Genomic DNA, 22,890 nt, shown 5'->3' on the forward strand with positions numbered 1-22,890 from the left:
CGGGTCCACGCGCCCCCGTACGTTCCTACAATCCGTATCGCTGGTTGAACGGCCCGTAGTCAGCCCGGCCCCGTACCCCTACGGTGTGGCGCGTGCGCCGACCCTCATCCGGCCCGAACCAGTCGGGCCCCCCGTTCAACGCCCTCGCCGCCCGCCGGCTGCGTGCCGCCCTCAACATGGGCCCCGAGCACGTCGCCCACAACATACGGGTCTCCTACGGACTGCCGTACGTCACTCCCGACCTCGTCATCGCCTGGGAGCGGGGGACGGTCTCCCCGGGGAATCCGGAGCTGACCGCGCTCGCCGGGGTGCTGTGGTGCTCCCCCGGTGAGCTGATCGGCCGGCCGCAGACCCTGCGCGAGCACCGGGTCGCCCGCGGTCTCGCGCCCGAGGACGTGGCGCGGACCGTGGGGCTCGCGCTCGCGGCCTACCTGCGGATGGAGGAGACCGACGACTGGCGGGGCACCGACCGCCAGTCCGCCCAGCTGGCCGACGTGCTGGGGCTGTCGCTGCCGGACTTCGTGACCGTCACGGGCCGCGAGGAGAAGCTGGCCGACCTGCTGACCAGCGCCGTGAGCACCCGCTGGCAGGGCTATGTGCGCCCGGTCGCCAAGCTGGCCCCGCTGGACCGGCGCGTCCTGGAGAACGTCCTCCAGGTGCTGCACCAGGACTACCAGGGGCACATGGCCTCCACCCTCAGCTGGGGCGGGGGCGGCGGTGACGCCGGCGCCGGGGGGCGCGACTTCCTGGACCGCATCGTGGATCACTTCTGGTCGGCGGTCGAGAGGCACCCGTGAACGTCGGCGGGCGGCCGGGCGGCGGTCCGGGCCGGCGGCCGGAAGACCGGCGGTCAGAAGACCGACTCCGCCTCGTCCATCCGGTCCTTCGGCACCGTCTTCAGCTCGGTGACGGCCTCCGCGAGCGGCACCATCACGACGTCCGTGCCACGCAGCGCGGTCATGTGACCGAACTCGCCCTGGTGCGCCGCCTCCACCGCGTGCCAGCCGAAGCGGGTGGCGAGCACCCTGTCGTACGCGGTCGGCACGCCACCGCGCTGGACGTGGCCGAGGATGACGGGCTTGGCCTCCTTGCCGAGCCGGCGCTCCAGCTCGTACGCCAGCGCGGTGCCGATGCCCTGGAACCGCTCGTGGCCGAACTTGTCGATCGCGCCCTTGCCGTAGTCCATGGAGCCCTCGGCGGGGTGGGCGCCCTCGGCGACGCAGACGACGGCGAACTTCTTGCCGCGGGAGAACCGCTCCTCGACCATCTTGACCAGGTCGGCGGGGTCGAAGGGGCGCTCGGGCAGGCAGATGCCGTGGGCGCCGGCGGCCATGCCGGACTCCAGGGCGATCCAGCCCGCGTGCCGGCCCATGACCTCGACGACCATCACGCGCTGGTGGGACTCGGCGGTGGTCTTGAGGCGGTCCATGGCCTCGGTGGCCACTCCGACGGCGGTGTCGAAGCCGAAGGTGCGGTCGGTGGAGGAGATGTCGTTGTCGATCGTCTTCGGCACGCCGACCACCGGCAGACCGGCGTCGGAGAGCATCCGGGCGGCGGTCAGCGTGCCCTCGCCGCCGATCGGGATCAACGCGTCGATGCCGAAGTTCTGGATCATGTCCGAGGCGTTCTCACAGGCCTCGCGGAGCCGGTCGCGCTCCAGCCGGGAGGAGCCGAGGATGGTGCCGCCGCGGGCCAGGATGCCGCTGACCGCGTTCAGGTCGAGGGTGCGGTAGCGGCCGTCCAGCAGGCCCGCGTAGCCGTCCTCGAATCCGATGACCTCGTCGCCGTAGTTGTCGACCGCTCGGTGCACGACCGACCGGATCACTGCGTTCAGGCCGGGGCAGTCGCCGCCTGCGGTGAGAACTCCGATACGCATCGTGCTGTGTCTCCTGCTCGCTGTGGACACCGGTGAGCCGATGCAATTGTTCCACGGCCCGGGGAGCGAGGGGCACTGACGGGCGCCTTAGCTACTGAGAGAGGTATTGTCAAGAGGGTTCCGCTCACCCCGGTGGGCGATTTTTGTGCCCGGGTCAGCCGCCGCCAGACCGACACCAGACGAAACGGAGAGCACGCGTGACGCGCAGCGTGTACGTGACCGGTATCGACCGCGGGGACGGCCGCCAGGTCGTCGAGCTGGGGGTCATGGAACTCCTGACCCGGCAGGTCGACCGGGTCGGCGTCTTCCGCCCTCTCGTGCACGACGGGCCGGACCGCCTCTTCGAGCTGCTGCGCTCCCGCTACCGGCTCTCGCAGGACCCGTCGACGGTCTACGGCATGGACTACCAGGAGGCGTCCGCCCTCCAGGCCGAGCAGGGCACCGACGAGCTGGTCTCGGCGCTGGTCGACCGCTTCCACCTGGTCGCCCGGGACTACGACGTCGTCCTCGTCCTCGGCACCGACTTCGCCGGCACCCAGTTCCCGGACGAGCTGTCGATGAACGCCCGGCTCGCCAACGAGTTCGGTGCCTCGGTCGTCCCGGTCGTGGGCGGCCGCAAGCAGACCGCGGAGTCCGTGCTCGCCGAGACCGTCAACGCCTTCCGCGCCTACGACACGCTGGGCTGCGACGTCCTGGCCATGGTGACCAACCGGGTCGCCCGCGAGGACCTGGACGAGATCGCCGAACGGCTGGCGAACCGGCTGCCGGTGCCGTGCTGGGTGGTGCCGGACGAGCCCGCCCTGTCCGCGCCGACCGTCTCCCAGATCGCGCACACCCTCGGCGCGCAGGTGGTCCTCGGCGACGACTCCGGGCTCGCCCGCGACGCGCTGGACTTCGTCTTCGGCGGGGCCATGCTGCCCAACCTGCTGGCCGCGCTGACCCCGGGCTGCCTGGTCATCACGCCCGGCGACCGCGCCGACCTGGTGATCGGCTCCCTCGCCGCGCACAGCGCGGGCACCCCGCCGATAGCCGGCCTGCTGCTGACCCTGGACGAGGTGCCCGGCGACGGCATCCTCACCCTCGCCGCCCGCCTCGCCCCCGGTACGCCGGTGCTCTCGGTGACCGGCAACAGCTTCCCCACCGCCGAGCAGCTGTTCTCCCTGGAGGGCAAGCTCAACGCGGCCACCCCGCGCAAGGCGGAGACCGCCCTCGGCCTGTTCGAGCGGTACGTCGACACGGCCGAGCTGAGCAGCCGGGTCTCCGCCCCGAGCAGCGACCGCGTCACGCCGATGATGTTCGAGCACAAGCTGCTGGAGCAGGCCCGCTCCGACCTGCGCCGGGTCGTCCTCCCGGAGGGCACCGAGGAGCGGGTGCTGCACGCGGCGGAGGTGCTGCTGCGCCGGGGCGTGTGCGAGCTGACCCTGCTCGGCCCGGTCGAGCAGATCCGCAAGAAGGCCGCCGACCTGGGCATCGACCTGGAGGGCGCCGAGCTGACCGACCCCGCGGTCTCCGAGCTGCGGGACTCCTTCGCCGAGAAGTACGCCGATCTGCGCGCCCACAAGGGCGTGACCGTGGAGCTGGCGTACGACGTGGTGTCGGACGTGAACTACTTCGGCACCCTGATGGTGCAGGAAGGATTCGCGGACGGCATGGTGTCGGGGTCGGTGCACTCCACCGCGGCGACCATCCGGCCCGCCTTCGAGATCATCAAGACGAAGCCGGACGCGTCGATCGTCTCGTCCGTCTTCTTCATGTGCCTGGCCGACAAGGTCCTCGCCTACGGCGACTGCGCGGTCAACCCCGATCCGAACGCGGAGCAGCTCGCCGACATCGCGATCCAGTCGGCGGCCACGGCGGCCCGGTTCGGGGTGGACCCGCGCATCGCGATGCTGTCCTACTCGACGGGCACCTCCGGGTCCGGCGCCGACGTCGACAAGGTGCGCGCGGCGACGGAGCTGGTCCGCGCGCGCCGGCCGGACCTCAGGATCGAGGGGCCGATCCAGTACGACGCCGCGGTGGAGCCCTCGGTGGCCGCGACCAAGCTGCCGGACTCGGAGGTCGCCGGGCAGGCCAGCGTGCTGATCTTCCCCGACCTGAACACCGGCAACAACACCTACAAGGCCGTGCAGCGCTCGGCCGGCGCCATCGCGGTGGGCCCGGTGCTCCAGGGTCTGCGCAAGCCGGTCAACGACCTGTCCCGGGGTGCGCTCGTGCAGGACATCGTCAACACCGTCGCCATCACGGCGATCCAGGCCCAGCAGTCCCCCACCGAGAAGGCTTCCGACCAGTGAGTCCCACGCGCGTCCTCGTCCTCAACTCCGGCTCCTCGTCGGTCAAGTACCAGCTGCTGGACATGCGCGGCAGCGACCGGCTGGCCGTGGGCCTCGTCGAGCGGATCGGCGAGGAGACCTCGCGCCTGAAGCACACGCCGGCCGGCGGCGACAGCCGTGAGTGGAGCGGCTCCGTCCCCGACCACGCGTCCGCGCTGAAGGCCGTGGCGGCCGAGCTGGCCAAGGACGGCCTCGGCCTGGACTCGCCGGAGCTGGCCGCGATCGGGCACCGCGTGGTGCACGGCGGCAGGCAGTTCACCGAGCCGACCGTGATCGACGACGCCGTGCTCGCCGAGATCGAGCGGCTGATCCCGGTCGCCCCGCTGCACAACCCGGCCAACCTCACCGGCATCCGCACCGCGCGGGCGCTCCGCCCCGACCTGCCGCAGGTCGCCGTCTTCGACACCGCCTTCCACACCACGATGCCGGAGTCCGCGGCCCGCTACGCGATCGACGTGGAGACCGCCGACGCGCACCGCATCCGCCGCTACGGCTTCCACGGCACCTCGCACGCGTACGTGTCCCGGGAGACCGCGCGGCTGCTGGGCCGGGCGCCCGAGGACGTGAACGTGATCGTGCTGCACCTGGGCAACGGGGCGTCGGCCTCGGCGGTGCGGGGCGGGCGGTGCGTGGACACCTCCATGGGGCTGACGCCTTTGGAGGGGCTGGTGATGGGTACGCGCTCGGGAGACATGGACCCGGCCGTCATCTTCCATTTGATGCGTGTTGGAGGAATGTCCGCCGACGAGATCGACACTCTCCTCAACAAGAGGAGCGGTCTGACCGGGCTGTGCGGTGACAACGACATGCGGGAGATCCGCCGCCGCGTCGACGCCGGCGACGAGCGGGCCCGGCTGGCCTTCGACATCTACCTTCACCGGCTGAAGAAGTACATCGGCGCCTATTACGCCGTACTCGGACGGGTGGACGCGGTGGCCTTCACGGCCGGGGTCGGCGAGAACGCGGCGCCGGTGCGGGAGGCCGCCGTGGCGGGCCTGGAAGGGCTGGGCCTGGCGGTCGACGGCGGGCTGAACGCCGTACGCGGCGACGGGGCGCGGCTGATCTCGCCCGCGGACGCGCGGGTGGCGGTGGCCGTCGTACCGACCGACGAGGAAATGGAGATCGCGACACAGACCTACGCGCTGGTAATTGGTTCAGGTGGTTCGGCGGGTTCCGGGAATCTCACCTGAGCGGCATCCCGCCCTTTTGTATTTTCCGCCAGACGGAATATTCCGCGCCGAAACAAACCGATAGGATGGCACCCATGCGCCGTTCGAAAATCGTCTGTACTCTCGGCCCCGCGGTCGACTCCCACGAGCAGCTCGTCACGCTGATCGAAGCCGGCATGAACGTGGCCCGCTTCAACTTCAGCCACGGCACTCACGCCGAGCACCAGGGGCGGTACGACCGCCTGCGGGCCGCCGCCAAGGAGACCGGGAGGGCCATCGGTGTCCTCGCCGACCTCCAGGGCCCGAAGATCCGCCTGGAGACCTTCGCGGAGGGCCCCGTCGAGCTGGTGCGCGGTGACGAGTTCACCATCACCACCGAGGACGTGCCGGGCGACAGGACGATCTGCGGCACGACGTACAAGGGCCTGCCCGGCGACGTCACCAAGGGCGACCAGGTGCTCATCAACGACGGCAACGTCGAGCTGAAGGTCACCGGGGTCGAGGGCCCGCGGGTGAAGACGATCGTCATCGAGGGCGGCGTCATCTCCGACCACAAGGGCATCAACCTGCCCGGCGCCGCGGTCAACGTGCCCGCGCTGAGCGAGAAGGACGTGGAGGACCTCCGGTTCGCCCTCCGCATGGGCTGCGACCTGGTCGCCCTCTCCTTCGTCCGGGACGCCAAGGACGTCGACGACGTGCACCGCGTGATGGACGAGGAGGGCCGCCGGGTCCCCGTCATCGCCAAGGTGGAGAAGCCGCAGGCGGTGGAGAACATGGAGGGCGTCGTCGCGGCCTTCGACGCCGTCATGGTCGCCCGTGGCGACCTGGCCGTCGAGTACCCGCTCGAGAAGGTCCCGATGGTGCAGAAGCGCCTGATCGAGCTGTGCCGGCGCAACGCCAAGCCGGTGATCGTGGCGACCCAGATGATGGAGTCGATGATCACCAACTCCCGGCCGACCCGCGCCGAGGCCTCCGACGTGGCCAACGCGATCCTGGACGGCGCCGACGCGGTCATGCTGTCCGCGGAGTCGTCGGTGGGCGCGTACCCCATCGAGACGGTCAAGACGATGTCGAAGATCGTCACCGCCGCCGAGCAGGAGCTGCTCTCCAAGGGCCTGCAGCCGCTGGTGCCGGGCAAGAAGCCGCGCACGCAGGGCGGTTCGGTGGCCCGTGCCGCCGCCGAGATCGCCGACTTCCTGGGCGGCAAGGGCCTGGTGGCCTTCACCCAGTCCGGCGACACCGCCCGCCGCCTGTCCCGCTACCGCGCGGCCCAGCCCGTGCTCGCCTTCACCACCGACGAGTCGACCCGCAACCAGCTGGCGCTCAGCTGGGGCGTGGAGCCGCACGTGGTGCCCTTCGTCAACAGCACCGACGAGATGGTCGACCTGGTGGACCAGGAGACGGCCCGGCTCGGCCTGTTCAGCGACGGCGACATCGTCGTGATCACCGCCGGTTCGCCCCCCGGCGTCCCCGGCACCACCAACATGGTCCGCGTCCTGCACCTGGGCGAGACGCGCCGCGGCTGAGACAGCGCGCACGGTCTCTGTACGGCGCTGAGGGCGCCCCCTGCGGACAGGGGGCGCCCTCTGCGGTTCCGCGGCTCCCGAACGGGCTTGTGGGCGCGCTCAGTCGGTCACGTACTGGTGCAGGCCCGGGACGTGGAGCGTGCCGCCGAACTGGCCGGCCTGGACGACCGTCACCTTGGTGAAGTAGATCAGCGGGATGTCCAGCGGCGGCGGATTCTCCGGGTCGAAGGTGATCGGGATCAGCCCGAGCAGGTTGCCCGAGATGCTCTCGGTGTACATCACCGTCTCGCCGTCACGGATCGTGGACGTCGAGCCCTCGGCCGCCTGGACGTGGTGCGTCTTGCCGGCCTGCTTGTCCTTGACCGTCTGGTGCAGGTCGCCGATGTCGGTGCCGTTGGATATGACGTACTTCAGCACCTTCTTGGTGGTGCCGTTGGCCGTCCTCACCTCGACGACGCCCTTGTAGGAGGCGCCCTTCAGCAGCAGCGAGCTGGCGTTGAGGTACCAGGGGTCGTCGGGCAGCGGCACCTTGTTGTCGACGCCGCCCTCGTCGTCGGTGGCGACGGGGCAGTCGTCGGCGTCCACACCGGCGCTCTCGGAGGCACTGGGCGTGGGTGAGGCGGTGGCCTCCTCCTTCGCCTTCTCGGCGGCCTCCTTGGCCTTCTCGGCCTCCTCCTTCGCCTTCTCGGCCGCCTCGTCCACCGACTTCCCGGTGTCCTCGGCCGCCTTCGACGCCGCGTCGGTCGCGCCCCCGACGGTGTCCTTCGCCGTGTCGGTGACCGTGTCGGTCGTGTCCTTCACGGTGTCGGAGGCGTCGTCGCCGGCCTTCTCGGACGCGGACGGTGACTCGGAGGGGGTCGCCTCGGGGCCCGGGGTCTCCTCGGCCTTCTTGCCGCCGGTGAAGAGGCCCTCGATGGCGTCGCCGATGCCGTCCAGCAGCCCGCCCTTGTCCTCCGACTCGGAGGGTGCGGGCGCCGGGGCGTCACCGCCGGCCGACTCGCCGCCCTGCGACGCGGAAGGGCTCGGGGCGGGCTGGGACTTGTCGTCCTTGCCGGCCTCGCCGCCCTCGGCACCGGTGCCGTCCTCGTCGTCGGAACCTGAATCCGACGAAGAGGACTCGCCCTTGTCCGTGCCCGAGTCCGAGGCGTCGGGCTCCTTCGCGTCGCCCTCGTCCTCCTTGCCGCCCTTCTCGTCGGTCTTCCCGTCCGTCGCCGAGGGAGACGGGGTGGGCGACGCGGACGTGTCCTTCTCGGCGTCCTCCAGGGCCGCCACGCAGTCCTTGTACTCGTCGGCCGTCAGGCTGTTGGAGGACGGCGCCGCGTCGTTGCCGTCGGCGAGGGCGAGCGTCGGCGTGAACCCCATCCCCATGAGCACGGCCGTGGGCATCGCCGCGATGGCTATCGCCTTGCCGGCCGGCATGTGGAACCTGGTGAACAACGGCTTTTTGGGTGCCGCGTGGCGCGGCCCGGTTCTCGCACGGGACGACTCCACGTCAGTCCCGCGGGTCACCTCGTCAGCCGGCACTGTGCCTCCCGTTCGCCCCGTTGGCCGGGCTCGTTCCTGACAGATCGTGCGCCCCCAGTGCCTCGAAGGTCTGGGTGGGACCCCCGCCCTCCATCCCTTCGCGCGGCCTCGGCACCGTGGCGTCGGACGCCGTGCTGCCGGGCGCCGGGATGCCGGGGAACTCGGTGCCGGGGACCGCGCCCTCGGGCGCGTCACCCCTTCCCTCACCCTCCACCGGCGGCTCGTCCTGCGGCGGTTCGCCCGGCACCCACGAGACGGCCATCGCTCCGCCGACCAGCGCGAGCAGGAAGCCGATGAGGAAGCCGCCGAGGTTGGACACGGGGATGGAGACCAGCGCGAGCAGGATCGCCGCCACGCCCGCGAAGACCCGGACGTGCTTCTGGAACCACAGGCTGACGCCCAGGACGACCAGCAGCACACCGATGATCAGTGACCCGGAACCCGCGGTGGTGGCCATCGCGAGGGTCAGGTGACCGATCTGGAGGTTGGCGTACGGGAAGTAGGCGATGGGGAGTCCGCCGAGCGCGATGAACAGGCCGGCCCAGAACGGCCGCCCGCCTCGCCAGGCACGGAACTGCAGCCTCCGGCGGGTGAACTGGCCGGCTGCGGCAGGAGTCTCGGCGCTCATGGAAAACAGCTCCCTGGTACGGCTTTGCTGTGGTGGAGATGTGGGCCGCCCGTGAAGGTGCGACCGGAGAGTGGACGGGCGGGGGCGCCAGTGGCTCCCCCGCCCGTCAGGGGGTGCTTAGTAGCACTCCTTGACACCCTTGGACAGCGACATCTTCAGACCGCTGAGCTTGAAGGTTCCGGCGGTGGTCGCCCACGCCGTCTGCTTCACACCGGTCAGCGTGGCCGAGTCGGCCTGCTGCGCGAATCCGTTCGGGTTCGCGGTGTCGCCCTTCTTGATGCCGGGACCCTTGTTGGCGTCCTTGGCGGCCACACCGATGTCGATGCCGCGGAACGTCGCGTCGGCCTCGAGTTCCTCGACGTCGATGTAGAGGTTCTGCGCCTCGACCGGCTTGTCACCGCCGCCGGCCTTCAGCATGAGGCTGACGGAACCGATCAGCGGGATGTCCGGGGTGACCACGGACTGGCACATGTTCTTGATCGACGCGGACTTGAACGCCGAGACCGCGACGGGGTGAGCCGTCTTCTCGCCCTTCAGCGTGTAACCCGAGTCGATCGCCCCGTACTGGGAGAAGCCCGTGCCGTCGAGCCGGTCCGCCGTCACCTTGAACGACTGGCCGGAAACGCTGAACGACGCGGCGAGAGCGCCCTGCGCGAGCGCGACGCCTATCGCAGCCGTGGCGGCAACGCTGGGCACCATCACCACAGCGAACCGCTTCCATCTGGTCCCGCCACGCACCTGGGACTCCATATTTCCTCCTTCTCGGACGTACATCTCCTGGCCTCGGCCGGCCGCCGGTTCGACGGCCCGGTCTGGCAGGGATGGGAGAAGTGCTACGTCCTCGGGAAGGAGAGCGCCCGGACTCGGCGGCGCGTACCACGCGCCCGAGTCACCGGCGATCACCCCCGAGCGACAACCACTGGTCGCGCCTGACACGCATCACGCACAACCCTGCTGGGCAGGCTTCGCCGGGTGAGCGAAGACCCCCCTGCCCAAGAGCCGGCTCCACTGCCGCCGGCCCTGCTCGGTGGGGACCCAGGAACCCCCGCGACCCGACTGGCTTTCGGGGTACGGGAATGGACCGAGCGTCGCCGATCGTGGTGCATTCTCGCCGCCGACACAAGGGGGTTCGTTACTCGCTAGTAACGGCCGGGTCACCACGGGACGACGCATCGGGCCCGAACGGCGACGCTGGGTGTGCCATGGGTGCGGAACAAAACTATTGATCGATGGACAGAGTCCGACAGATCGACGCCGTCGACTTACTGGCAGTAACAGCGGCCGCGATTGCCAAGTTTTGGCAAAGCGCGGCCGCATTGACGCCTCGTCGACAGCTCCTTCACACCGGCAACACTCCGGTGGACACCTCTAAAAGAGGGCGCGAGCCAGTGCCCTGCGGGCCGCGGTGACCCGCGGATCGTCGGCGCCGACCACCTCGAACAGCTCCAGCAGCCGGACGCGTACGGCGTTGCGGTCGTCGCCGGCCGTGACGCGCACCGCGTCGATGAGACGGCCGAAGGCGTCCTCCACGTGACCGCCCACCAGGTCCAGGTCGGCGGCGGCGATCTGCGCCTGCGCGTCGCCCGGCTTGTCGGCCGCCTCCTGGCGGACCTTCTGCGGGTCGGCGTTCTGCACCCGCTGGAGCAACTCGGCCTGCGCGAGACCCAGTTTGGCCTCCGCGTTGCCCGGGTCCTCGGCCAGCACGTTCTTGTACGACTGGACGGCACCGCCCAGGTCGCCCGCGTCCAGCGCCTGCACGGCGGCCTCGAGCGCCGCGTCGTGCGGTCCCGCCGGACGCTCCTCGGCGGCGGGCCGCTCGGCACCGGGCTGGGCCTCGGGGTCGACGACGAGACCGGTCAGACCGAAGCGCTCCTCGGCGACCTGCACCAACTGGTCCAGGGTCTGGCGGATCTGCGCCTCGCCCGCGGCGCCCTGGAAGAGCGGCAGCGCCTGGCCGGCCACGACCGCGAATACGGCCGGGATGCCCTGGACACCGAACTGCTGCATCAGCATCTGGTTGGCGTCGACGTCGATCTTGGCGAGGAGGAAACGCCCGCCGTACTCGACGGCGAGCCGTTCGAGGACCGGGCTGAGCTGCTTGCAGGGCTCGCACCACTCGGCCCAGAAGTCGATGACGACCGGGACCTCGGTGGACCGCTGCAGGACCTCGCTCTCGAAACCGGCCTCGTCGACGTCGATGACGAGGTCGGCCGGTGAGACCGCCCCCGTCCCGCCGTGCCGGGCGGCCTCGGCGCGGGCCTGCTCCGCCTTCGTCTTGGCCTCCTGGGCCGCCTTCACCGCGGCGAGGTCGACGACCCCGCTCATGGACATGTTCCGTGGCTGCATGGGTCTATCCTCCCCCGTCCTGCGCGCGCGTGTGAAAACCGGGTCGAAAGCCCGCCCGGATGTGTGCTGTTCGGCATGTGTGCTGTTCGGCGCCGGGTCCCCACCCCACGCCCGTGGTCGTCGCTGGGGCACGGGCACACCCGTGCTTTCGCTACGAGTCGTAGCGTAATACCGGGAGGCGCCCGCGGAACACCCCACCCCGGTGATCTCCCTCACGGCCACACGGAACCCGCCGATTGTGGCCGGGGACTTATGGTCGGGGAATGCAGAGCAGTACCCACGCCGGCCGTGCCGGGCGCCCGCGCAGTGCCGCGGCGGACACCGCCATCCTGGCCGCGACGCGGGAGGCCCTGGTCGACCTGGGGTGGTCCAGGCTCACCCTCGGAGACGTCGCGGGCCGGGCCGGGGTTGCCAAGACGACGCTCTATCGCCGCTGGGCGGGCAAGAACGAGCTGGTGGTCGACGCGGTGGCGGAGCTGTTCGACGAACTGCGCCTCCCGGACCGCGGCTCCCTGGCCGCCGACATCGAGGGCGTGGTGCTCCAGTTCGCGGCGATCCTGGCCCGTCCGGAGGCCAAGAGCGGCCTGATGGCGGTGGTCGCCGAGTCGACCCGGGACGACGCGCTGCGCGAGCGCATCCGCACGTCGATCGTGGAGCGCCAGAAGCGCCTGGTCCTGGAGGGCAGGGCGCGCGCCCAGGCCCGCGGCGAGCTGCCCGCCGAGACCGACCCGGCCGAGGCCGCCCGCACCGCCGACCTCATCTTCGACGTGGTCGCGGGCGCGGTGGTGCACCGCACCCTGGTCAGCGCGGAACCGGCGGACGGCGACTGGGTACGCGGCTTCACCCAGGTACTCCTGTGGGGACTGACCGCCCCCGCCCCGAACCACCGACACCCTGACCCGCCCACCCGACCGACGTAGCGCAGGTGCCGGCACCGGGAGCCGGGGGGCCGGGAGCCGGGGGGCCGGGAGCCGGGGGACCGGGCGACCTTTCAACGGGCCGAGGCGCCGGGTGGCTCGCCCTTCAACTGACCGAGTCGGGTGGTGGGTGGGCACAGGCCGGGGGTCCAGGGGGCGGAGCCCCCTGGTAACGCCCGCACCGGCGCCGGGCCCTAGAACCCCGCCGGTTCCGTGTACACCCCCCACTCGTCCCGCAGCACCCCGCAGATCTCCCCGAGCGTCGCCTCAGCCCGCACCGCGTCCAGCATCGGCCCGATCATGTTGGCCCCGGACCGCGCCGCCGCCAGCATTGCGTCCAGCGCACCGCGCACCGCCGCGTCGTCCCGGCGGGCCTTGCGCTCGCCGAGCACCCGCACCTGCTCCCGCTCCACCTCGTGGCTGACCCGCAGGATCTCCAGGTCGCCGGTGACGGAACCGGTGTGCACGTTGACGCCGACGACCTTCTTCTCGTCCTTCTCCAGGGACTGCTGGTACCGGAAGGCGGACTCGGCGATCTCGCCGGTGAACCACCCGTCCTCGATGCCCCGCAGGATGCCGGAGGTGACCGGCCCGATCGGGTGCTGCCCGTCCGGGTGCGCCCTGAGCCCCCGCTCCTTGATCTGCTCGAAGATCTTCTCGGCGTCGGCCTCGATCCGGTCCGTCAGCTGCTCGATGAACCAGGAACCGCCCAGCGGGTCGGCGACGTTGGCGACGCCGGTCTCCTCCATCAGCACCTGCTGCGTGCGCAGGGCGATCTCGGCGGCCTGCTCACTGGGCAGGGCGAGGGTCTCGTCGAGCGCGTTGGTGTGCAGGGAGTTGGTGCCGCCGAGCACCGCCGCCAGCGCCTCCACGGCCGTACGCACCACGTTGTTGTACGGCTGCTGCGCGGTCAGCGAGACCCCGGCGGTCTGGGTGTGGAAGCGCAGCCACTGCGCCTTGTCGGTCTTCGCGCCGTACACGTCCCGCATCCAGCGGGCCCAGATGCGCCGGGCCGCGCGGAACTTGGCGATCTCCTCGAAGAAGTCGAGGTGCGCGTCGAAGAAGAAGGAGAGGCCGGGGGCGAAGACGTCGACGTCCAGGCCGCGCGAGAGACCCAGCTCCACATACCCGAAGCCGTCCGCCAGGGTGTACGCCAGCTCCTGCGCGGCCGTCGCCCCGGCCTCGCGGATGTGGTAGCCGGAGACGGAGAGCGGCTTGTAGGCGGGGATGCCGGCCGCGCAGTGCTCCATCAGGTCACCGATGAGGCGCAGGTGCGGCTCGGGCTGGAAGAGCCACTCCTTCTGGGCGATGTACTCCTTGAAGATGTCGGTCTGGAGCGTGCCGTTGAGGACGGACGCGTCCACGCCCTGCCGTTCAGCGGCGACCAGGTACATGCAGAACGCGGGCACGGCGGGCCCGCTGATCGTCATGGAGGTCGTCACGTCGCCGAGCGGGATGTCCTTGAAGAGCACCTCCATGTCGGCGGCCGAGTCGATGGCCACCCCGCAGTGCCCGACCTCGCCGAGCGAGCGCGGGTCGTCGGAGTCGCGGCCCATCAGCGTCGGCATGTCGAAGGCGACGGAGAGCCCGCCTCCGCCATTGCGGAGGATCATCTTGTAGCGCTCGTTGGTCTGCTCGGCGTTGCCGAACCCGGCGAACTGCCGGATGGTCCACGTGCGCCCCCGGTAGCCGGTCGCGTGCAGGCCCCGGGTGAAGGGGTACTCCCCCGGCCAGCCGATCCGCTCGAAGCCCTCGTACTCGTCCCCGGGCCGGGGCCCGTAGACCGGCTCCACCGGGTCGCCGGAGAGCGTGGTGAAGTCCGCGTCGCGCTTGCGCGCCGCGTCGTACCGGGCCTGCCACCGAAGGCGGCCTTCCTCTATGGCGTGAGCGTCCATACCCCCAATTTACTAGGACGTCCAAGTAAATGTCGATGGGAAACCGCCGCACGGGTGTCCGCACGGCGGTGGGACCGGGTGACTCAGGCCTTGACGGCCACCGGCTCGGCCCCGGCGACCTTGGCGTCCAGCTCCCGGCTGATCCGTCGCTCCACGAAGAAGGCGGCCGTCGGAACGGTCCCGGCGAGCAGCACCCAGAGCTGCTTCTTCACCGGCCACTTCGCCTTGGACCCCAGGTCGAAGGCGAAGATGAGATAGACGACGTACAGCCAGCCGTGGGCGATGCTGACGACCTGGGTGAAGTCCGCGGCGCCGTCCATCTCCAGGGCGTACTTGGCGATCATGCCAAGGCACAGCGCGATCAGCAGCACACCGGTGACGTACGCCATGACCCGGTAGCGGGTCAGCACGCTCTTTTTCATGGGTCCGAGCGTAACCGTCCGTTTCACGCGATCTTCGGGCAGCCCCGGCGACTCGCCCGGGCCTCGTCCGGGGCCCTCACCCCAGACCCTCACCCCAGACCTCCGCCCTCAGTCCTCGGCGAAGTCCCCGGCGGCGACCCGCAGCGGGCGGAGCATCGCGAAGATCTCGCCGCACTCCTCGGCGTCGTACGCGCCCAGGCCGAAGTCCATCGCCATGAGGTCACGGGTGGCGGCCTCCACCACCTCGCGGCCCCGGCCGGTGATGGAGGCCAGGGTGCCCCGGCCGTCGTTGGGGTTGGGGCGCTTGTCCACCAGGCCGGATCTCACCAGCCGGTCGACGGTGTTCGTCACGGACGTGGGGTGCACCATCAGGCGCTCGCCGATCTTGGACATCGGCAGTTCGCCCGACTGGGAGAAGGTGAGCAGCACCAGCGCCTCGTAGCGCGCGAAGGTCAGCCCGTACGGCTTGACCACCGCGTCGACCTCGGCCAGCAGGATCTGGTGAGCCCGCATGATCGAGGTGATCGCGGACATCGAGGGCACGCCGCCCCAGCGCTGCTTCCAGAGTTCGTCGGCTCGGGCGATGGGGTCGAAGGAGAGACTGAGCGGCTTGGACACGGCACCAGACCTTACCGGCCGGTCATATGCCGGTCAGCCCCGTCTCGCCCTTCGATACCACCGCCCGCGGCGGACGGCTACTCGGCGAGGTGCCGCTCCACCGTGTCCACCTTCGACGTGAGGCCGTCCGTCACTCCGGGGCGGATGTCCGCCTTGAGGACCAGGGAGACGCGCGGCGCCCGCGCCTCGACGGCCGCGACCGCCCGCCGGACCACGTCCATGACCTGGTCCCACTCGCCCTCGACGGAGGTGAACATCGCGTCGGTGCGGTTCGGCAGCCCCGACTCGCGGACCACCCGTACGGCGTCGGCGACGTACTCCCCGACGTCCTCGCCGACGCCGAGCGGCGTCACGGAGAAGGCGACGATCATGCGCCGACGATCCCTTCCTGGCGGGCGCGGGAGGCGATGACCGCGCTCTCGGCCTCACGCTTGAGCATGCGCTCCGCGAAGAAGCCGCCGGTGGGCAGGACGGAGAGGACGAAGTAGAGGGCGGCGGTCTTCAGCGGCCACTTGGCGCGGTTCCAGGCGTCCGCCCAGAAGAGCACGTAGAGGACGAAGAGGAAGCCGTGGACCGCGCCCATCACCGGCACCGCGTTGAAGTCGGTGGTCCGCTTCAGCACCGAGCAGACGAGCAGCAGCAGGAACGAGATCGCCTCGGGGCCCGAAACCAGGCGGAGGCGGCGGAGGGCGGAGGCGGTCTTCAGGTCCACGGGTCACCTTCGGTGGGAGAGGAATCGGTACTCGGGCGCACCGCCGGCCGCGGCGGTTTGTGAACGCACGCACAAGCGCACGCCCATTGTGGCAAACCCCTCGACGCGCCCGGGTGAGGGGGTCGATCCCTGTCGGCGGACCCGCTCGGCGGGCTACCTTCGCATTTGTGGCGATGTTCCGACTTCAAGGAAGCAAGGTACTCGCCGTCGACATGACCGGAGACGCCGTCAAGGCGAAGAACGGCTCGATGGTCGCGTACGACGGGGAGATGGCCTTCAAGAAACTGAGCGGCGGCGGTGAGGGCATCCGCGGGATGGTGACCCGGCGGATCACCGGCGAGCAGATGACGGTGATGGAGGTGAGGGGGCAGGGGACCTGCTGGTTCGCGGACCGGGCCTCGGAGATCAACCTCTTGGGTCTCCAGGGCGACAAGCTGTACGTCGAGTCGAGCAACTTCCTGGCGGCGGACGCCGGACTGCGCACCGGCACCAGCTTCACGGGGACGCGCGGCGCCTCGCAGGGCAACGGGCTGTTCACCACGACCGTCGAGGGGCACGGGCAGGTGGCGATCATGTCGGACGGCCCGGCGGTGGCGCTGCGGGTCAGCGCGCAGTACCCGCTGACCGTCGACCCGGGGGCGTACGTGGCGCACCAGGGGAACCTGCGGCAGTCCTTCCAGTCGGGTGTGACCTTCCGCACCCTGCTCGGGGAGGGCGGCGGCGAGGCGTTCCAGATCCGCTTCGAGGGCGACGGAGTGGTGTACGTGCAGCCGAGCGAGCGGAACACGATCGCGGGGGATGTCTGACGATGGCCTTCCAGGAGATCAACTCCAAGATGGTGCAGGCGACCGTCGCCCCCGGGCAGCGGCTGTTCAGTCAGCGCGGCGCGATGCTCGCCTACCGGGGCGAGGTGTCCTTCACCCCGAACCTGCGGGGCGGCCAGGGCGGCGTCATGTCGATGATCGGCCGCCGGGTGGCGAACGAGGACACCCCGCTGATGACCGTGGAGGGCAGCGGCACCGTCCTCTTCGGGCACGGCGGCCACCACGTCCAGGTGATCAACCTCGCCGGCGACACGCTCTACGTCGAGGCGGACCGCCTCCTCGCCTTCGAGGGCACCCTGGAGCAGGGCACGGTGTTCCTGGGCTCCCAGGGCGGCGTCATGGGCATGGTGCGCGGGCAGGTCAGCGGGCAAGGGCTGTTCACCACGACGCTGAAGGGCCACGGCTCGGTGGCCGTGATGGCCCACGGCGGTGTCTTCGAGGTCCCGGTCACCCCGCAGCGGCCGGTGCGCGTCGACCCCCAGGCGTACGTCGCCCACCACGGCGACGTACGCAACAAGCTGTCCACCGCCATGGGCTGGCGGGACATGGTGGGGCGCGGCTCGGGCGAGGCGTTCCAGCTGGAGCTGAGCGGCAGCGGCACGGTGTTCGTCCAGGCGTCGGAGGAGAAACTGTGAGCACGGTCCACCACGACCCGTCGACCCTGCCGGCCGACGACAACGTGAACGCGTACACCTTCTGCGTGGAGCTGAAGGGGAGCCAGTGGTTCCTGCAGAAGGGGAAGATGATCGCCTACTACGGGACGATCGATTTCAACGGGATCGGGCACGGCCGGCTGGACCGTCTGGTGCGTACGTCGTTCCATTCGCCACTGCACGCGAGCGACTGGGTCGTGGCCGAGGGTTCGGGCAAGATGCTCCTCGCCGACCGGGCCTTCGACGTGAATTCGTACGACCTCGAGGACGGCAACCTGACCATTCGCTCCGGCAACCTGCTCGCTTTTCAGCCAAGTCTCGCGCTGAAGCAGTCGATCGTGCCGGGTTTTCTGACGCTGATCGGAACCGGAAAGTTCGTGGCCGCGTCGAACGGTCCGGTGGTGTTCATGGAACCGCCGATCCGGGTCGACCCGCAGGCCCTGGTCGGCTGGGCCGACTGCCCGTCTCCGTGCCATCACTACGACCACGGGTACATGACCGGCCTGATGGGCGGTCTACGTGCGATGACGGGGCTCGGCGGGGCCTCCGGGGAGGAGCACCAGTTCGAGTTCGTGGGAGCGGGGACGGTGCTGCTGCAGTCGAGCGAGGCGCTGATGGCGGAGCAGGCCACGGGGGCTCCGCCGCAGCAGGCGGGGGTGCCCGGCGGCGGGTCGCCGGGAGCGCACGGAGGGCGTTCCGGGGTACCGGGGCTTCCCGGACAGCTGGGGGACCTCCAGCGCCGCTTCGGGCTGTGAGCGGTAATCTGCGGAGTGTGACATCGAACGCGTGCGCACCGTCACCGTCACAGAAGAGCCCTCACTAGTTCGCCTTTCAACTTCTTAGGTAGACTTCATTCATGGAGACCGAGACGGCCACCCGCTGGCTGACCGATACGGAGCAGTGTGCTTGGCGCACCCACCTGGAGGTCAACAGACTGTTGACGCACCAGCTGGAGAAGGACCTGCAGCCGTTCGGCCTGACAATGAACGACTACGAGATCCTGGTGAACCTCTCCGAGTCGGACGGGAACCGCATGCGGATGAGCGACCTGGCCACCGCCACGATGCAGTCCAAGAGCCGCCTCTCCCACCAGATCACGCGCATGGAGAACGCGGACCTGGTCCGCCGGGAGAACTGCGAGTCCGACCGCCGCGGCCTCTACGCCGTCCTCACCGAGCACGGCATGGAGACGATGCGGAAGGTCGCACCGCACCACGTGGCCTCCGTCCGCAGGCACTTCATCGACCTGCTGGCCCCCGAGACCCTGACCGAGCTGGACAAGGCACTCAAGCCCATCGCGGAGCACCTGCGCGGACAGCGCGGACGTTCTTGATCTAGGCGGCCGGCAGGCGGAGCTCGAACAGGGCGCCGCCTGCCGGCGCGTCGTGCACGGTGAGCGTGCCGCCGTGCCGCACGGCGACGTCGCGGGCGATGGCCAGCCCGAGCCCCGCCCCGCCGTCGTCGCGGCTGCGGGCGGCGTCGAGCCGTACGAACCGTTCGAAGATCCGCTCCCGGTCGGCCACCGGCACCCCCTCGCCGTCGTCGGCCACCCCGACCACGGCCAGGTCGCCGTCCCTGCGCACGGACACCTCCACCGCCGAGCGGGCGTGCCGCTGGGCGTTGTCGAGCAGATTGGCCAGCACCCGGCCCAGCTGCCCGCGCGAGCCGGCCACCGTCACCCCGCCGGCGACCCCGGCGTCCTCCCGCACGCTCACCCCGGCCCGTCCCCCGGCCTCCTCCCGCGCCAGCGCCGCGAGGTCGACCCGCGCGTCGGCGGGCCGCTCCCCCGCGTCCAGCCGGGCCAGCAGCAACAGGTCGGCGGCGAGGTGCTGGAGCCGTACGGTGTCCTCCACCGCGCCGTCCAGGTCCAGCAGCTCGGGGTGGGCGGCGGCCACCTCCAGCTGGGTGCGCAGCGAGGCGATCGGGCTGCGCAGCTCGTGCGAGGCGTCGGCGACGAACCGCCGCTGCCGCTCCACGGAGGTCTCCAGCGCGGCCAGCGTCTCGTTGGTGGTCGAGGCGAGCCTGGCCACCTCGTCGTGGGTGCCGGGCACCGGGACGCGGCGGGCCAGGTCCTCGCTGGCGGTGATCGCGGCCATCTCGCGCCGGATGCCCTCCACCGGGCGCAGCGCCCGCCGGGTCACCAGCCAGGTCACCCACCCCACGACCGCGAGCAGCACCGGGAAGCCGATCAGCATGACGGTCAGCGCGGTGTTCACGGCGCCGTGCTCGGCGGAGAGCGGGGCCCCGGCGTAGACGGTGAGGCGGCCCCGGTCCTCGGTCTTCACGGGGACGGCGGCGAAACGGTAGTCCTCCGTGTCGCCGTCGATGGTCGCCGAACCGTCGCTGACGGTGGTCCGTTCGCCGATCTCCCCCGCTTCGAGCGGCTCCCCCGCGTCGTCATCGTCGTCCGCGTCGTCCGTGTCGCCGGCGTCACCGGTGCCGTCGGTGCCGTCGGTGCCGTCGGGCGAGGCGGCCGGCCGCGGCTCGACCGCCTCGACGCCGGTGCCGGTGATGCGCTCCAGGTCCTCACTGGCGGCGACCAGCGTGCCGTCCTCGTCGACGACCTGCACCGGGCGGTCGTCCACGTCCAGTGACAGGTCGGCGTACGGCGTCCCGACCGCCAGCTCGGTGGCGACCTCCCGCGCGGAGCGTTCGGCCTGGGTGCCGGCCTCGCCGAGCAGGTTGGAGCGCAGGGAGAGCAGGACGGCGGCACCCGCCGCGACGAGGGCGACGGCGACCACCAGGGTCGCGCCGAGCGTGGCGCGGGCGCGGACCGACCCGAAGAGGCGGCTCATCGCCCGCCGTCCAGGCGGTACCCGGCGCCGCGCACGGTCCGGATGAGCCCGGCGCGCAGCTTGCGCCGCAGGGCGCTGACGTACACCTCGACGATGTTCGGGTCGCCGTCGTAGGCGAAGTCCCAGACGTGCTCCAGGATCTCCGCCTTGGACACGACCTGCCCGGCCCGCACCACGAGCTGCTCCAGGACCGCGAACTCCTTCGCGGTGAGGGTGACCTCGTCCTCGCCGAGGAAGACCCGGCGGGCGGCGGTGTCCACCTTCAGGTCTCCGTGGACGTGCACGGGCGAGGCCCCGCCGCCCTGCGCGCGCCGCCGCAGCAGCGCCTTCACGCGGGCGACCAGGACGACGTACGAGAAGGGCTTGGTGAGGTAGTCGTCCGCGCCCGTGTCCAGGCCCTCCGCCTCGTCGTACTCGCCGTCCTTGGCGGTGAGCATCAGGATCGGCACGTCGTGGCCGGCGGCGCGCAGGGCGGCGCAGACCCGGTAGCCGTTGAGGCCGGGCAGCATGATGTCGAGGATGACGAGGTCGTAGTCGCCCTCGCCGGCCCGGTGCAGGCCCTCCATGCCGTCGTGGACGACGTCCACGGCGTATCCCTCCGCGGTGAGGCCCTTGGCGAGCGACACCGCCAGACGCTTTTCGTCCTCGACGATCAAGAGTCGGGAGGGGCGGCGCGAAGCGCCTCGAGCAGGGTGGTGGTGGGCGACGGGTGGGTGCATGCCTAAAGAGTGGCAAAGGGTGGCTGAAGATCCCTTCAGGAGGCTTCAGCTCCGGCTCAGCGTCGCTCCGCGACAGTGCAGAGGTCGGAAAACGACAGCACTCTGGACGACTCGGGAGGAACCAGCATGAGGCGCAACATCGTCATCGCCGCCGTCACCGCCGCCGCACTGATCGGAGGCGGTACGGCGACGGCCCTCGCGACCACGGGCGACGGCGACGACGCCGCCCGCGCGTCCTCCGCCGAGGTGACGGCGGCCGACGCCATCGCCGCCGCCCTGCGGGACACGCCGGGCACCGCCGTCTCCGCCGACCTGGACGACGAGGACGACCACGCGGACGACGACGGCGACGGCGACCGCGGTGAGCGTGCCGCCTGGGAGGTCGACGTCCTCGCCGGCGACGGCACCTGGCACAGCGTCCGGATCGACCCGGCCTCCGGCAAGGTCCTCGGCTCCCACAAGGACACCGACGAGGACGACACGGCCGAGGCGCGGGCCGCCCTCGAGGGCGGTTCCGTCAGCGCTGCCGAGGCGGCGCGGGCCGCGGCCGGCAAGTCCACGGTGACCTCCGTGGACCTGGACGACGACGGCGACGACGGCCCGGCCGCCTGGGAGGTCGAGACCCGTGCCGACGGCAAGGGCGAGCAGGACTGGCGGGTCGACCTGAAGACCGGCAAGGTCACGGCCGACCGCTCGGACTCGGACGACTCCGGCTCGGACGACTCCGGCTCGGACGACGACTGACCGGTCCGGCCGGCCAAGAGGAGGAACACGCGGGTCAAGGTAGCGGCGCGGCGCCGGGTGCACGCGGCCTTTTCCGGACCCCGGTGTCAGCCGCCGAACGCCCGGTGTCAGCCGTCGGACGCCGGATGCCGGCCGTCGGACGCCGGGCGTCAGCCGTCGGACGCCGGGCGTCAGCCGTTCGTCAGCCCCGTCACCAGTTCGTCCGCCGCGCGGTACGGGTCGAGCGTGCCCGCCACGATCCGTTCCGCGAGGGCGCCGAGGCGGCGGTCGCCGTGCAGGTCGCCGATGCGTTCGCGCAGGGTGGTGACGGCGATGGTCTCGACCTCGCGGGCGGCGCGGGCGCGACGGCGTTCGGCGAGGACGTCGCGCTCCTCCATCCACGCGCGGTGCTTCTCCAGGGCCTCGACCACCTCGTCGACGCCCTCGCCGCGGGCGGCGACCGTCTTGACGATGGGCGGGCGCCAGTCGCCGGCGGCGCGGGCCTCGCCGAGGCCCAGCATGTGGTTCAGCTCGCGGGCGGTGGCGTCGGCGCCGTCCCGGTCGGCCTTGTTGACGACGTAGACGTCGCCGATCTCCAGGATTCCGGCCTTGGCCGCCTGGATGCCGTCGCCCATGCCGGGGGCGAGGAGGACGACCGAGGTGTCGGCCTGGGAGGCGATCTCGACCTCGGACTGGCCGACGCCGACCGTCTCCACCAGGATCACGTCGCAGCCCGCCGCGTCCAGGACGCGGATCGCCTGCGGGGCCGCCCAGGCGAGACCGCCGAGGTGGCCGCGGGTCGCCATGGAGCGGATGTAGACGCCGGGGTCGGAGGCGTGGTCGGACATCCGGACGCGGTCGCCCAGCAGCGCGCCGCCGGAGAAGGGGGAGGAGGGGTCGACGGCGAGGACGCCGACCCGCCTGCCCTGCTTGCGGTACGCCGTCACCAGGGCCGAGGTGGAGGTGGACTTGCCGACGCCCGGCGAACCCGTCAGACCGACCACGTAGGCCTGGCCGGTCAGCGGCGCGAGCGTCTCCATGACCTCCCTGAGCTGCGGGGACGCCCCCTCCACCAGAGAGATCAGCCTGGCCACGGCCCGCGGTCGGCCTTCCCTGGCCTGGGCCACCAGTGAGGAGACGTCCTGCATCACAGCTCCGTTCAGCTCCGTCCGACTGCGTATCGACTGCGTTCGACTGCGTTGACTGGGTTCCT

General features: G+C 71.1%; 23 protein-coding genes. 10 read left to right on the plus strand and 13 right to left on the minus strand.

Going from position 1 to position 22,890, the window contains the following annotated elements:
* Positions 1 to 83: 83 nt before the first annotated feature.
* The gene (locus ACFW01_RS10685) at positions 84 to 797 is read left to right on the plus strand and encodes a helix-turn-helix transcriptional regulator (RefSeq protein WP_234960929.1); all 714 of its coding nucleotides are present in this window, start codon (positions 84 to 86) and stop codon (positions 795 to 797) included.
* A 53-nt stretch (positions 798 to 850) separates the two neighbouring features.
* Here ACFW01_RS10685 and ACFW01_RS10690 read toward each other — a convergent pair whose 3' ends face one another.
* Entirely contained in the window at positions 851 to 1,876 is a 1,026-nt protein-coding gene (locus tag ACFW01_RS10690) for an ATP-dependent 6-phosphofructokinase (protein ID WP_234960928.1), read from the minus strand.
* 197 nt (positions 1,877 to 2,073) lie between these two features.
* Here ACFW01_RS10690 and pta point away from each other — a divergent pair, with 197 nt between their 5' ends.
* The 3 genes from pta (at position 2,074) to pyk (ending at position 6,901) form a co-directional block, all read left to right on the plus strand.
* Entirely contained in the window at positions 2,074 to 4,167 is a 2,094-nt protein-coding gene (gene pta / locus ACFW01_RS10695) for a phosphate acetyltransferase (protein WP_384502999.1), read from the plus strand.
* A complete protein-coding gene (locus ACFW01_RS10700; protein WP_384503001.1) occupies positions 4,164 to 5,396 on the plus strand; it encodes an acetate kinase in 1,233 nt (410 codons plus the stop codon). Before pta ends, ACFW01_RS10700 begins: the two co-directional genes overlap by 4 nt.
* Positions 5,397 to 5,470: 74 nt before the next feature.
* Positions 5,471 to 6,901, plus strand: a complete 1,431-nt coding sequence (pyk, locus tag ACFW01_RS10705; protein ID WP_384503003.1) for a pyruvate kinase — start codon at positions 5,471 to 5,473, stop codon at positions 6,899 to 6,901.
* Between the two features lie 99 nt (positions 6,902 to 7,000).
* Here the strand turns inward: pyk and ACFW01_RS10710 are convergent, their stop codons facing one another.
* The 4 genes from ACFW01_RS10710 to ACFW01_RS10725 all read right to left on the minus strand — a co-directional run bounded on the left by ACFW01_RS10710 (position 7,001) and on the right by ACFW01_RS10725 (position 11,399).
* Positions 7,001 to 8,425, minus strand: a complete 1,425-nt coding sequence (locus ACFW01_RS10710; protein WP_384503005.1) for a hypothetical protein — start codon at positions 8,423 to 8,425, stop codon at positions 7,001 to 7,003.
* Entirely contained in the window at positions 8,415 to 9,053 is a 639-nt protein-coding gene (locus tag ACFW01_RS10715) for a DUF6114 domain-containing protein (RefSeq protein WP_234960923.1), read from the minus strand. Before ACFW01_RS10715 ends, ACFW01_RS10710 begins: the two co-directional genes overlap by 11 nt.
* Before the next feature lie 117 nt (positions 9,054 to 9,170).
* Positions 9,171 to 9,803 (minus strand): DUF6230 family protein, encoded by a 633-nt coding sequence (locus ACFW01_RS10720; RefSeq protein ID WP_234960922.1) that lies wholly within the window; start codon positions 9,801 to 9,803, stop codon positions 9,171 to 9,173.
* Positions 9,804 to 10,421: 618 nt separating this feature from the next.
* Positions 10,422 to 11,399 (minus strand): tetratricopeptide repeat protein, encoded by a 978-nt coding sequence (locus ACFW01_RS10725; protein ID WP_384503008.1) that lies wholly within the window; start codon positions 11,397 to 11,399, stop codon positions 10,422 to 10,424.
* A 263-nt stretch (positions 11,400 to 11,662) separates the two neighbouring features.
* Here ACFW01_RS10725 and ACFW01_RS10730 point away from each other — a divergent pair, with 263 nt between their 5' ends.
* On the plus strand, positions 11,663 to 12,319 hold the full coding sequence (locus tag ACFW01_RS10730; RefSeq protein WP_384503009.1) for a TetR/AcrR family transcriptional regulator: 657 nt from the start codon (positions 11,663 to 11,665) through the stop codon (positions 12,317 to 12,319).
* Positions 12,320 to 12,510: 191 nt separating this feature from the next.
* On the opposite strand, the gene ACFW01_RS10735 is transcribed toward ACFW01_RS10730, so the two are convergent.
* From ACFW01_RS10735 to ACFW01_RS10755, 5 genes are all read right to left on the minus strand, one after another.
* Positions 12,511 to 14,211, minus strand: coding sequence for a methylmalonyl-CoA mutase family protein (locus ACFW01_RS10735; protein ID WP_234960919.1), 1,701 nt, complete (start codon positions 14,209 to 14,211; stop codon positions 12,511 to 12,513).
* Positions 14,212 to 14,294: 83 nt separating this feature from the next.
* Positions 14,295 to 14,633: a DUF3817 domain-containing protein gene (locus ACFW01_RS10740; RefSeq protein WP_234960918.1), complete on the minus strand. Its 339-nt coding sequence runs from the start codon at positions 14,631 to 14,633 to the stop codon at positions 14,295 to 14,297.
* Positions 14,634 to 14,741: 108 nt separating this feature from the next.
* Positions 14,742 to 15,251 (minus strand): MarR family transcriptional regulator, encoded by a 510-nt coding sequence (locus ACFW01_RS10745; RefSeq protein WP_234960917.1) that lies wholly within the window; start codon positions 15,249 to 15,251, stop codon positions 14,742 to 14,744.
* Positions 15,252 to 15,328: 77 nt separating this feature from the next.
* On the minus strand, positions 15,329 to 15,622 hold the full coding sequence (locus ACFW01_RS10750) for an MTH1187 family thiamine-binding protein (protein WP_234960916.1): 294 nt from the start codon (positions 15,620 to 15,622) through the stop codon (positions 15,329 to 15,331).
* Positions 15,619 to 15,963, minus strand: a complete 345-nt coding sequence (locus ACFW01_RS10755) for a DUF3817 domain-containing protein (protein WP_125493323.1) — start codon at positions 15,961 to 15,963, stop codon at positions 15,619 to 15,621. Before ACFW01_RS10755 ends, ACFW01_RS10750 begins: the two co-directional genes overlap by 4 nt.
* Before the next feature lie 173 nt (positions 15,964 to 16,136).
* Between ACFW01_RS10755 and ACFW01_RS10760 the strand changes: the two genes are divergently transcribed.
* The 4 genes from ACFW01_RS10760 (at position 16,137) to ACFW01_RS10775 (ending at position 18,773) form a co-directional block, all read left to right on the plus strand.
* Positions 16,137 to 16,769 (plus strand): AIM24 family protein, encoded by a 633-nt coding sequence (locus ACFW01_RS10760; RefSeq protein ID WP_234960943.1) that lies wholly within the window; start codon positions 16,137 to 16,139, stop codon positions 16,767 to 16,769.
* A gap of 2 nt (positions 16,770 to 16,771) precedes the next feature.
* Positions 16,772 to 17,422 carry an AIM24 family protein gene (locus tag ACFW01_RS10765; RefSeq protein ID WP_234960915.1) on the plus strand — a complete coding sequence of 217 codons (651 nt, stop codon included), beginning with the start codon at positions 16,772 to 16,774 and terminating at the stop codon, positions 17,420 to 17,422.
* Entirely contained in the window at positions 17,419 to 18,195 is a 777-nt protein-coding gene (locus tag ACFW01_RS10770; protein WP_384503013.1) for an AIM24 family protein, read from the plus strand. The genes ACFW01_RS10765 and ACFW01_RS10770 overlap by 4 nt, the downstream gene beginning before the upstream one ends.
* Positions 18,196 to 18,296: 101 nt before the next feature.
* Positions 18,297 to 18,773, plus strand: coding sequence for a MarR family transcriptional regulator (locus ACFW01_RS10775; protein ID WP_234960913.1), 477 nt, complete (start codon positions 18,297 to 18,299; stop codon positions 18,771 to 18,773).
* A 1-nt stretch (position 18,774) separates the two neighbouring features.
* Here ACFW01_RS10775 and ACFW01_RS10780 read toward each other — a convergent pair whose 3' ends face one another.
* A complete protein-coding gene (locus ACFW01_RS10780; protein WP_234960912.1) occupies positions 18,775 to 20,235 on the minus strand; it encodes a HAMP domain-containing sensor histidine kinase in 1,461 nt (486 codons plus the stop codon).
* A complete protein-coding gene (locus ACFW01_RS10785; RefSeq protein ID WP_234960911.1) occupies positions 20,232 to 20,954 on the minus strand; it encodes a response regulator transcription factor in 723 nt (240 codons plus the stop codon). The genes ACFW01_RS10780 and ACFW01_RS10785 overlap by 4 nt, the downstream gene beginning before the upstream one ends.
* A gap of 126 nt (positions 20,955 to 21,080) precedes the next feature.
* Between ACFW01_RS10785 and ACFW01_RS10790 the strand changes: the two genes are divergently transcribed.
* The gene (locus ACFW01_RS10790; RefSeq protein ID WP_384503016.1) at positions 21,081 to 21,698 is read left to right on the plus strand and encodes a PepSY domain-containing protein; all 618 of its coding nucleotides are present in this window, start codon (positions 21,081 to 21,083) and stop codon (positions 21,696 to 21,698) included.
* 170 nt (positions 21,699 to 21,868) lie between these two features.
* On the opposite strand, the gene meaB is transcribed toward ACFW01_RS10790, so the two are convergent.
* Positions 21,869 to 22,825 (minus strand): methylmalonyl Co-A mutase-associated GTPase MeaB, encoded by a 957-nt coding sequence (gene meaB / locus ACFW01_RS10795; RefSeq protein ID WP_234960909.1) that lies wholly within the window; start codon positions 22,823 to 22,825, stop codon positions 21,869 to 21,871.
* Positions 22,826 to 22,890: the final 65 nt, after the last annotated feature.

It is taken from the genome of Streptomyces sp. NPDC058985, from assembly GCF_042740985.1.
Classification (GTDB): domain Bacteria; phylum Actinomycetota; class Actinomycetes; order Streptomycetales; family Streptomycetaceae; genus Streptomyces.

Bases quoted from the DNA above. Each gene is read 5' to 3' on its own strand.
- ACFW01_RS10690 (WP_234960928.1), bottom strand. From the start codon at position 1,876: ATGCGTATCGGAGTTCTCACCGCAGGCGGCGACTGCCCCGGCCTGAAC.
- pyk (WP_384503003.1), top strand. From the start codon at position 5,471: ATGCGCCGTTCGAAAATCGTCTGTACTCTCGGCCCCGCGGTCGACTCC.
- ACFW01_RS10715 (WP_234960923.1), bottom strand. From the start codon at position 9,053: ATGAGCGCCGAGACTCCTGCCGCAGCCGGCCAGTTCACCCGCCGGAGG.
- ACFW01_RS10720 (WP_234960922.1), bottom strand. From the start codon at position 9,803: ATGGAGTCCCAGGTGCGTGGCGGGACCAGATGGAAGCGGTTCGCTGTG.
- ACFW01_RS10725 (WP_384503008.1), bottom strand. From the start codon at position 11,399: ATGCAGCCACGGAACATGTCCATGAGCGGGGTCGTCGACCTCGCCGCG.
- ACFW01_RS10730 (WP_384503009.1), top strand. From the start codon at position 11,663: ATGCAGAGCAGTACCCACGCCGGCCGTGCCGGGCGCCCGCGCAGTGCC.
- ACFW01_RS10735 (WP_234960919.1), bottom strand. From the start codon at position 14,211: ATGGACGCTCACGCCATAGAGGAAGGCCGCCTTCGGTGGCAGGCCCGG.
- ACFW01_RS10740 (WP_234960918.1), bottom strand. From the start codon at position 14,633: ATGAAAAAGAGCGTGCTGACCCGCTACCGGGTCATGGCGTACGTCACC.
- ACFW01_RS10750 (WP_234960916.1), bottom strand. From the start codon at position 15,622: ATGATCGTCGCCTTCTCCGTGACGCCGCTCGGCGTCGGCGAGGACGTC.
- ACFW01_RS10760 (WP_234960943.1), top strand. From the start codon at position 16,137: ATGTTCCGACTTCAAGGAAGCAAGGTACTCGCCGTCGACATGACCGGA.
- ACFW01_RS10765 (WP_234960915.1), top strand. From the start codon at position 16,772: ATGGCCTTCCAGGAGATCAACTCCAAGATGGTGCAGGCGACCGTCGCC.
- ACFW01_RS10775 (WP_234960913.1), top strand. From the start codon at position 18,297: ATGGAGACCGAGACGGCCACCCGCTGGCTGACCGATACGGAGCAGTGT.
- ACFW01_RS10780 (WP_234960912.1), bottom strand. From the start codon at position 20,235: ATGAGCCGCCTCTTCGGGTCGGTCCGCGCCCGCGCCACGCTCGGCGCG.
- ACFW01_RS10785 (WP_234960911.1), bottom strand. From the start codon at position 20,954: ATGCACCCACCCGTCGCCCACCACCACCCTGCTCGAGGCGCTTCGCGC.
- ACFW01_RS10790 (WP_384503016.1), top strand. From the start codon at position 21,081: ATGAGGCGCAACATCGTCATCGCCGCCGTCACCGCCGCCGCACTGATC.
- meaB (WP_234960909.1), bottom strand. From the start codon at position 22,825: ATGCAGGACGTCTCCTCACTGGTGGCCCAGGCCAGGGAAGGCCGACCG.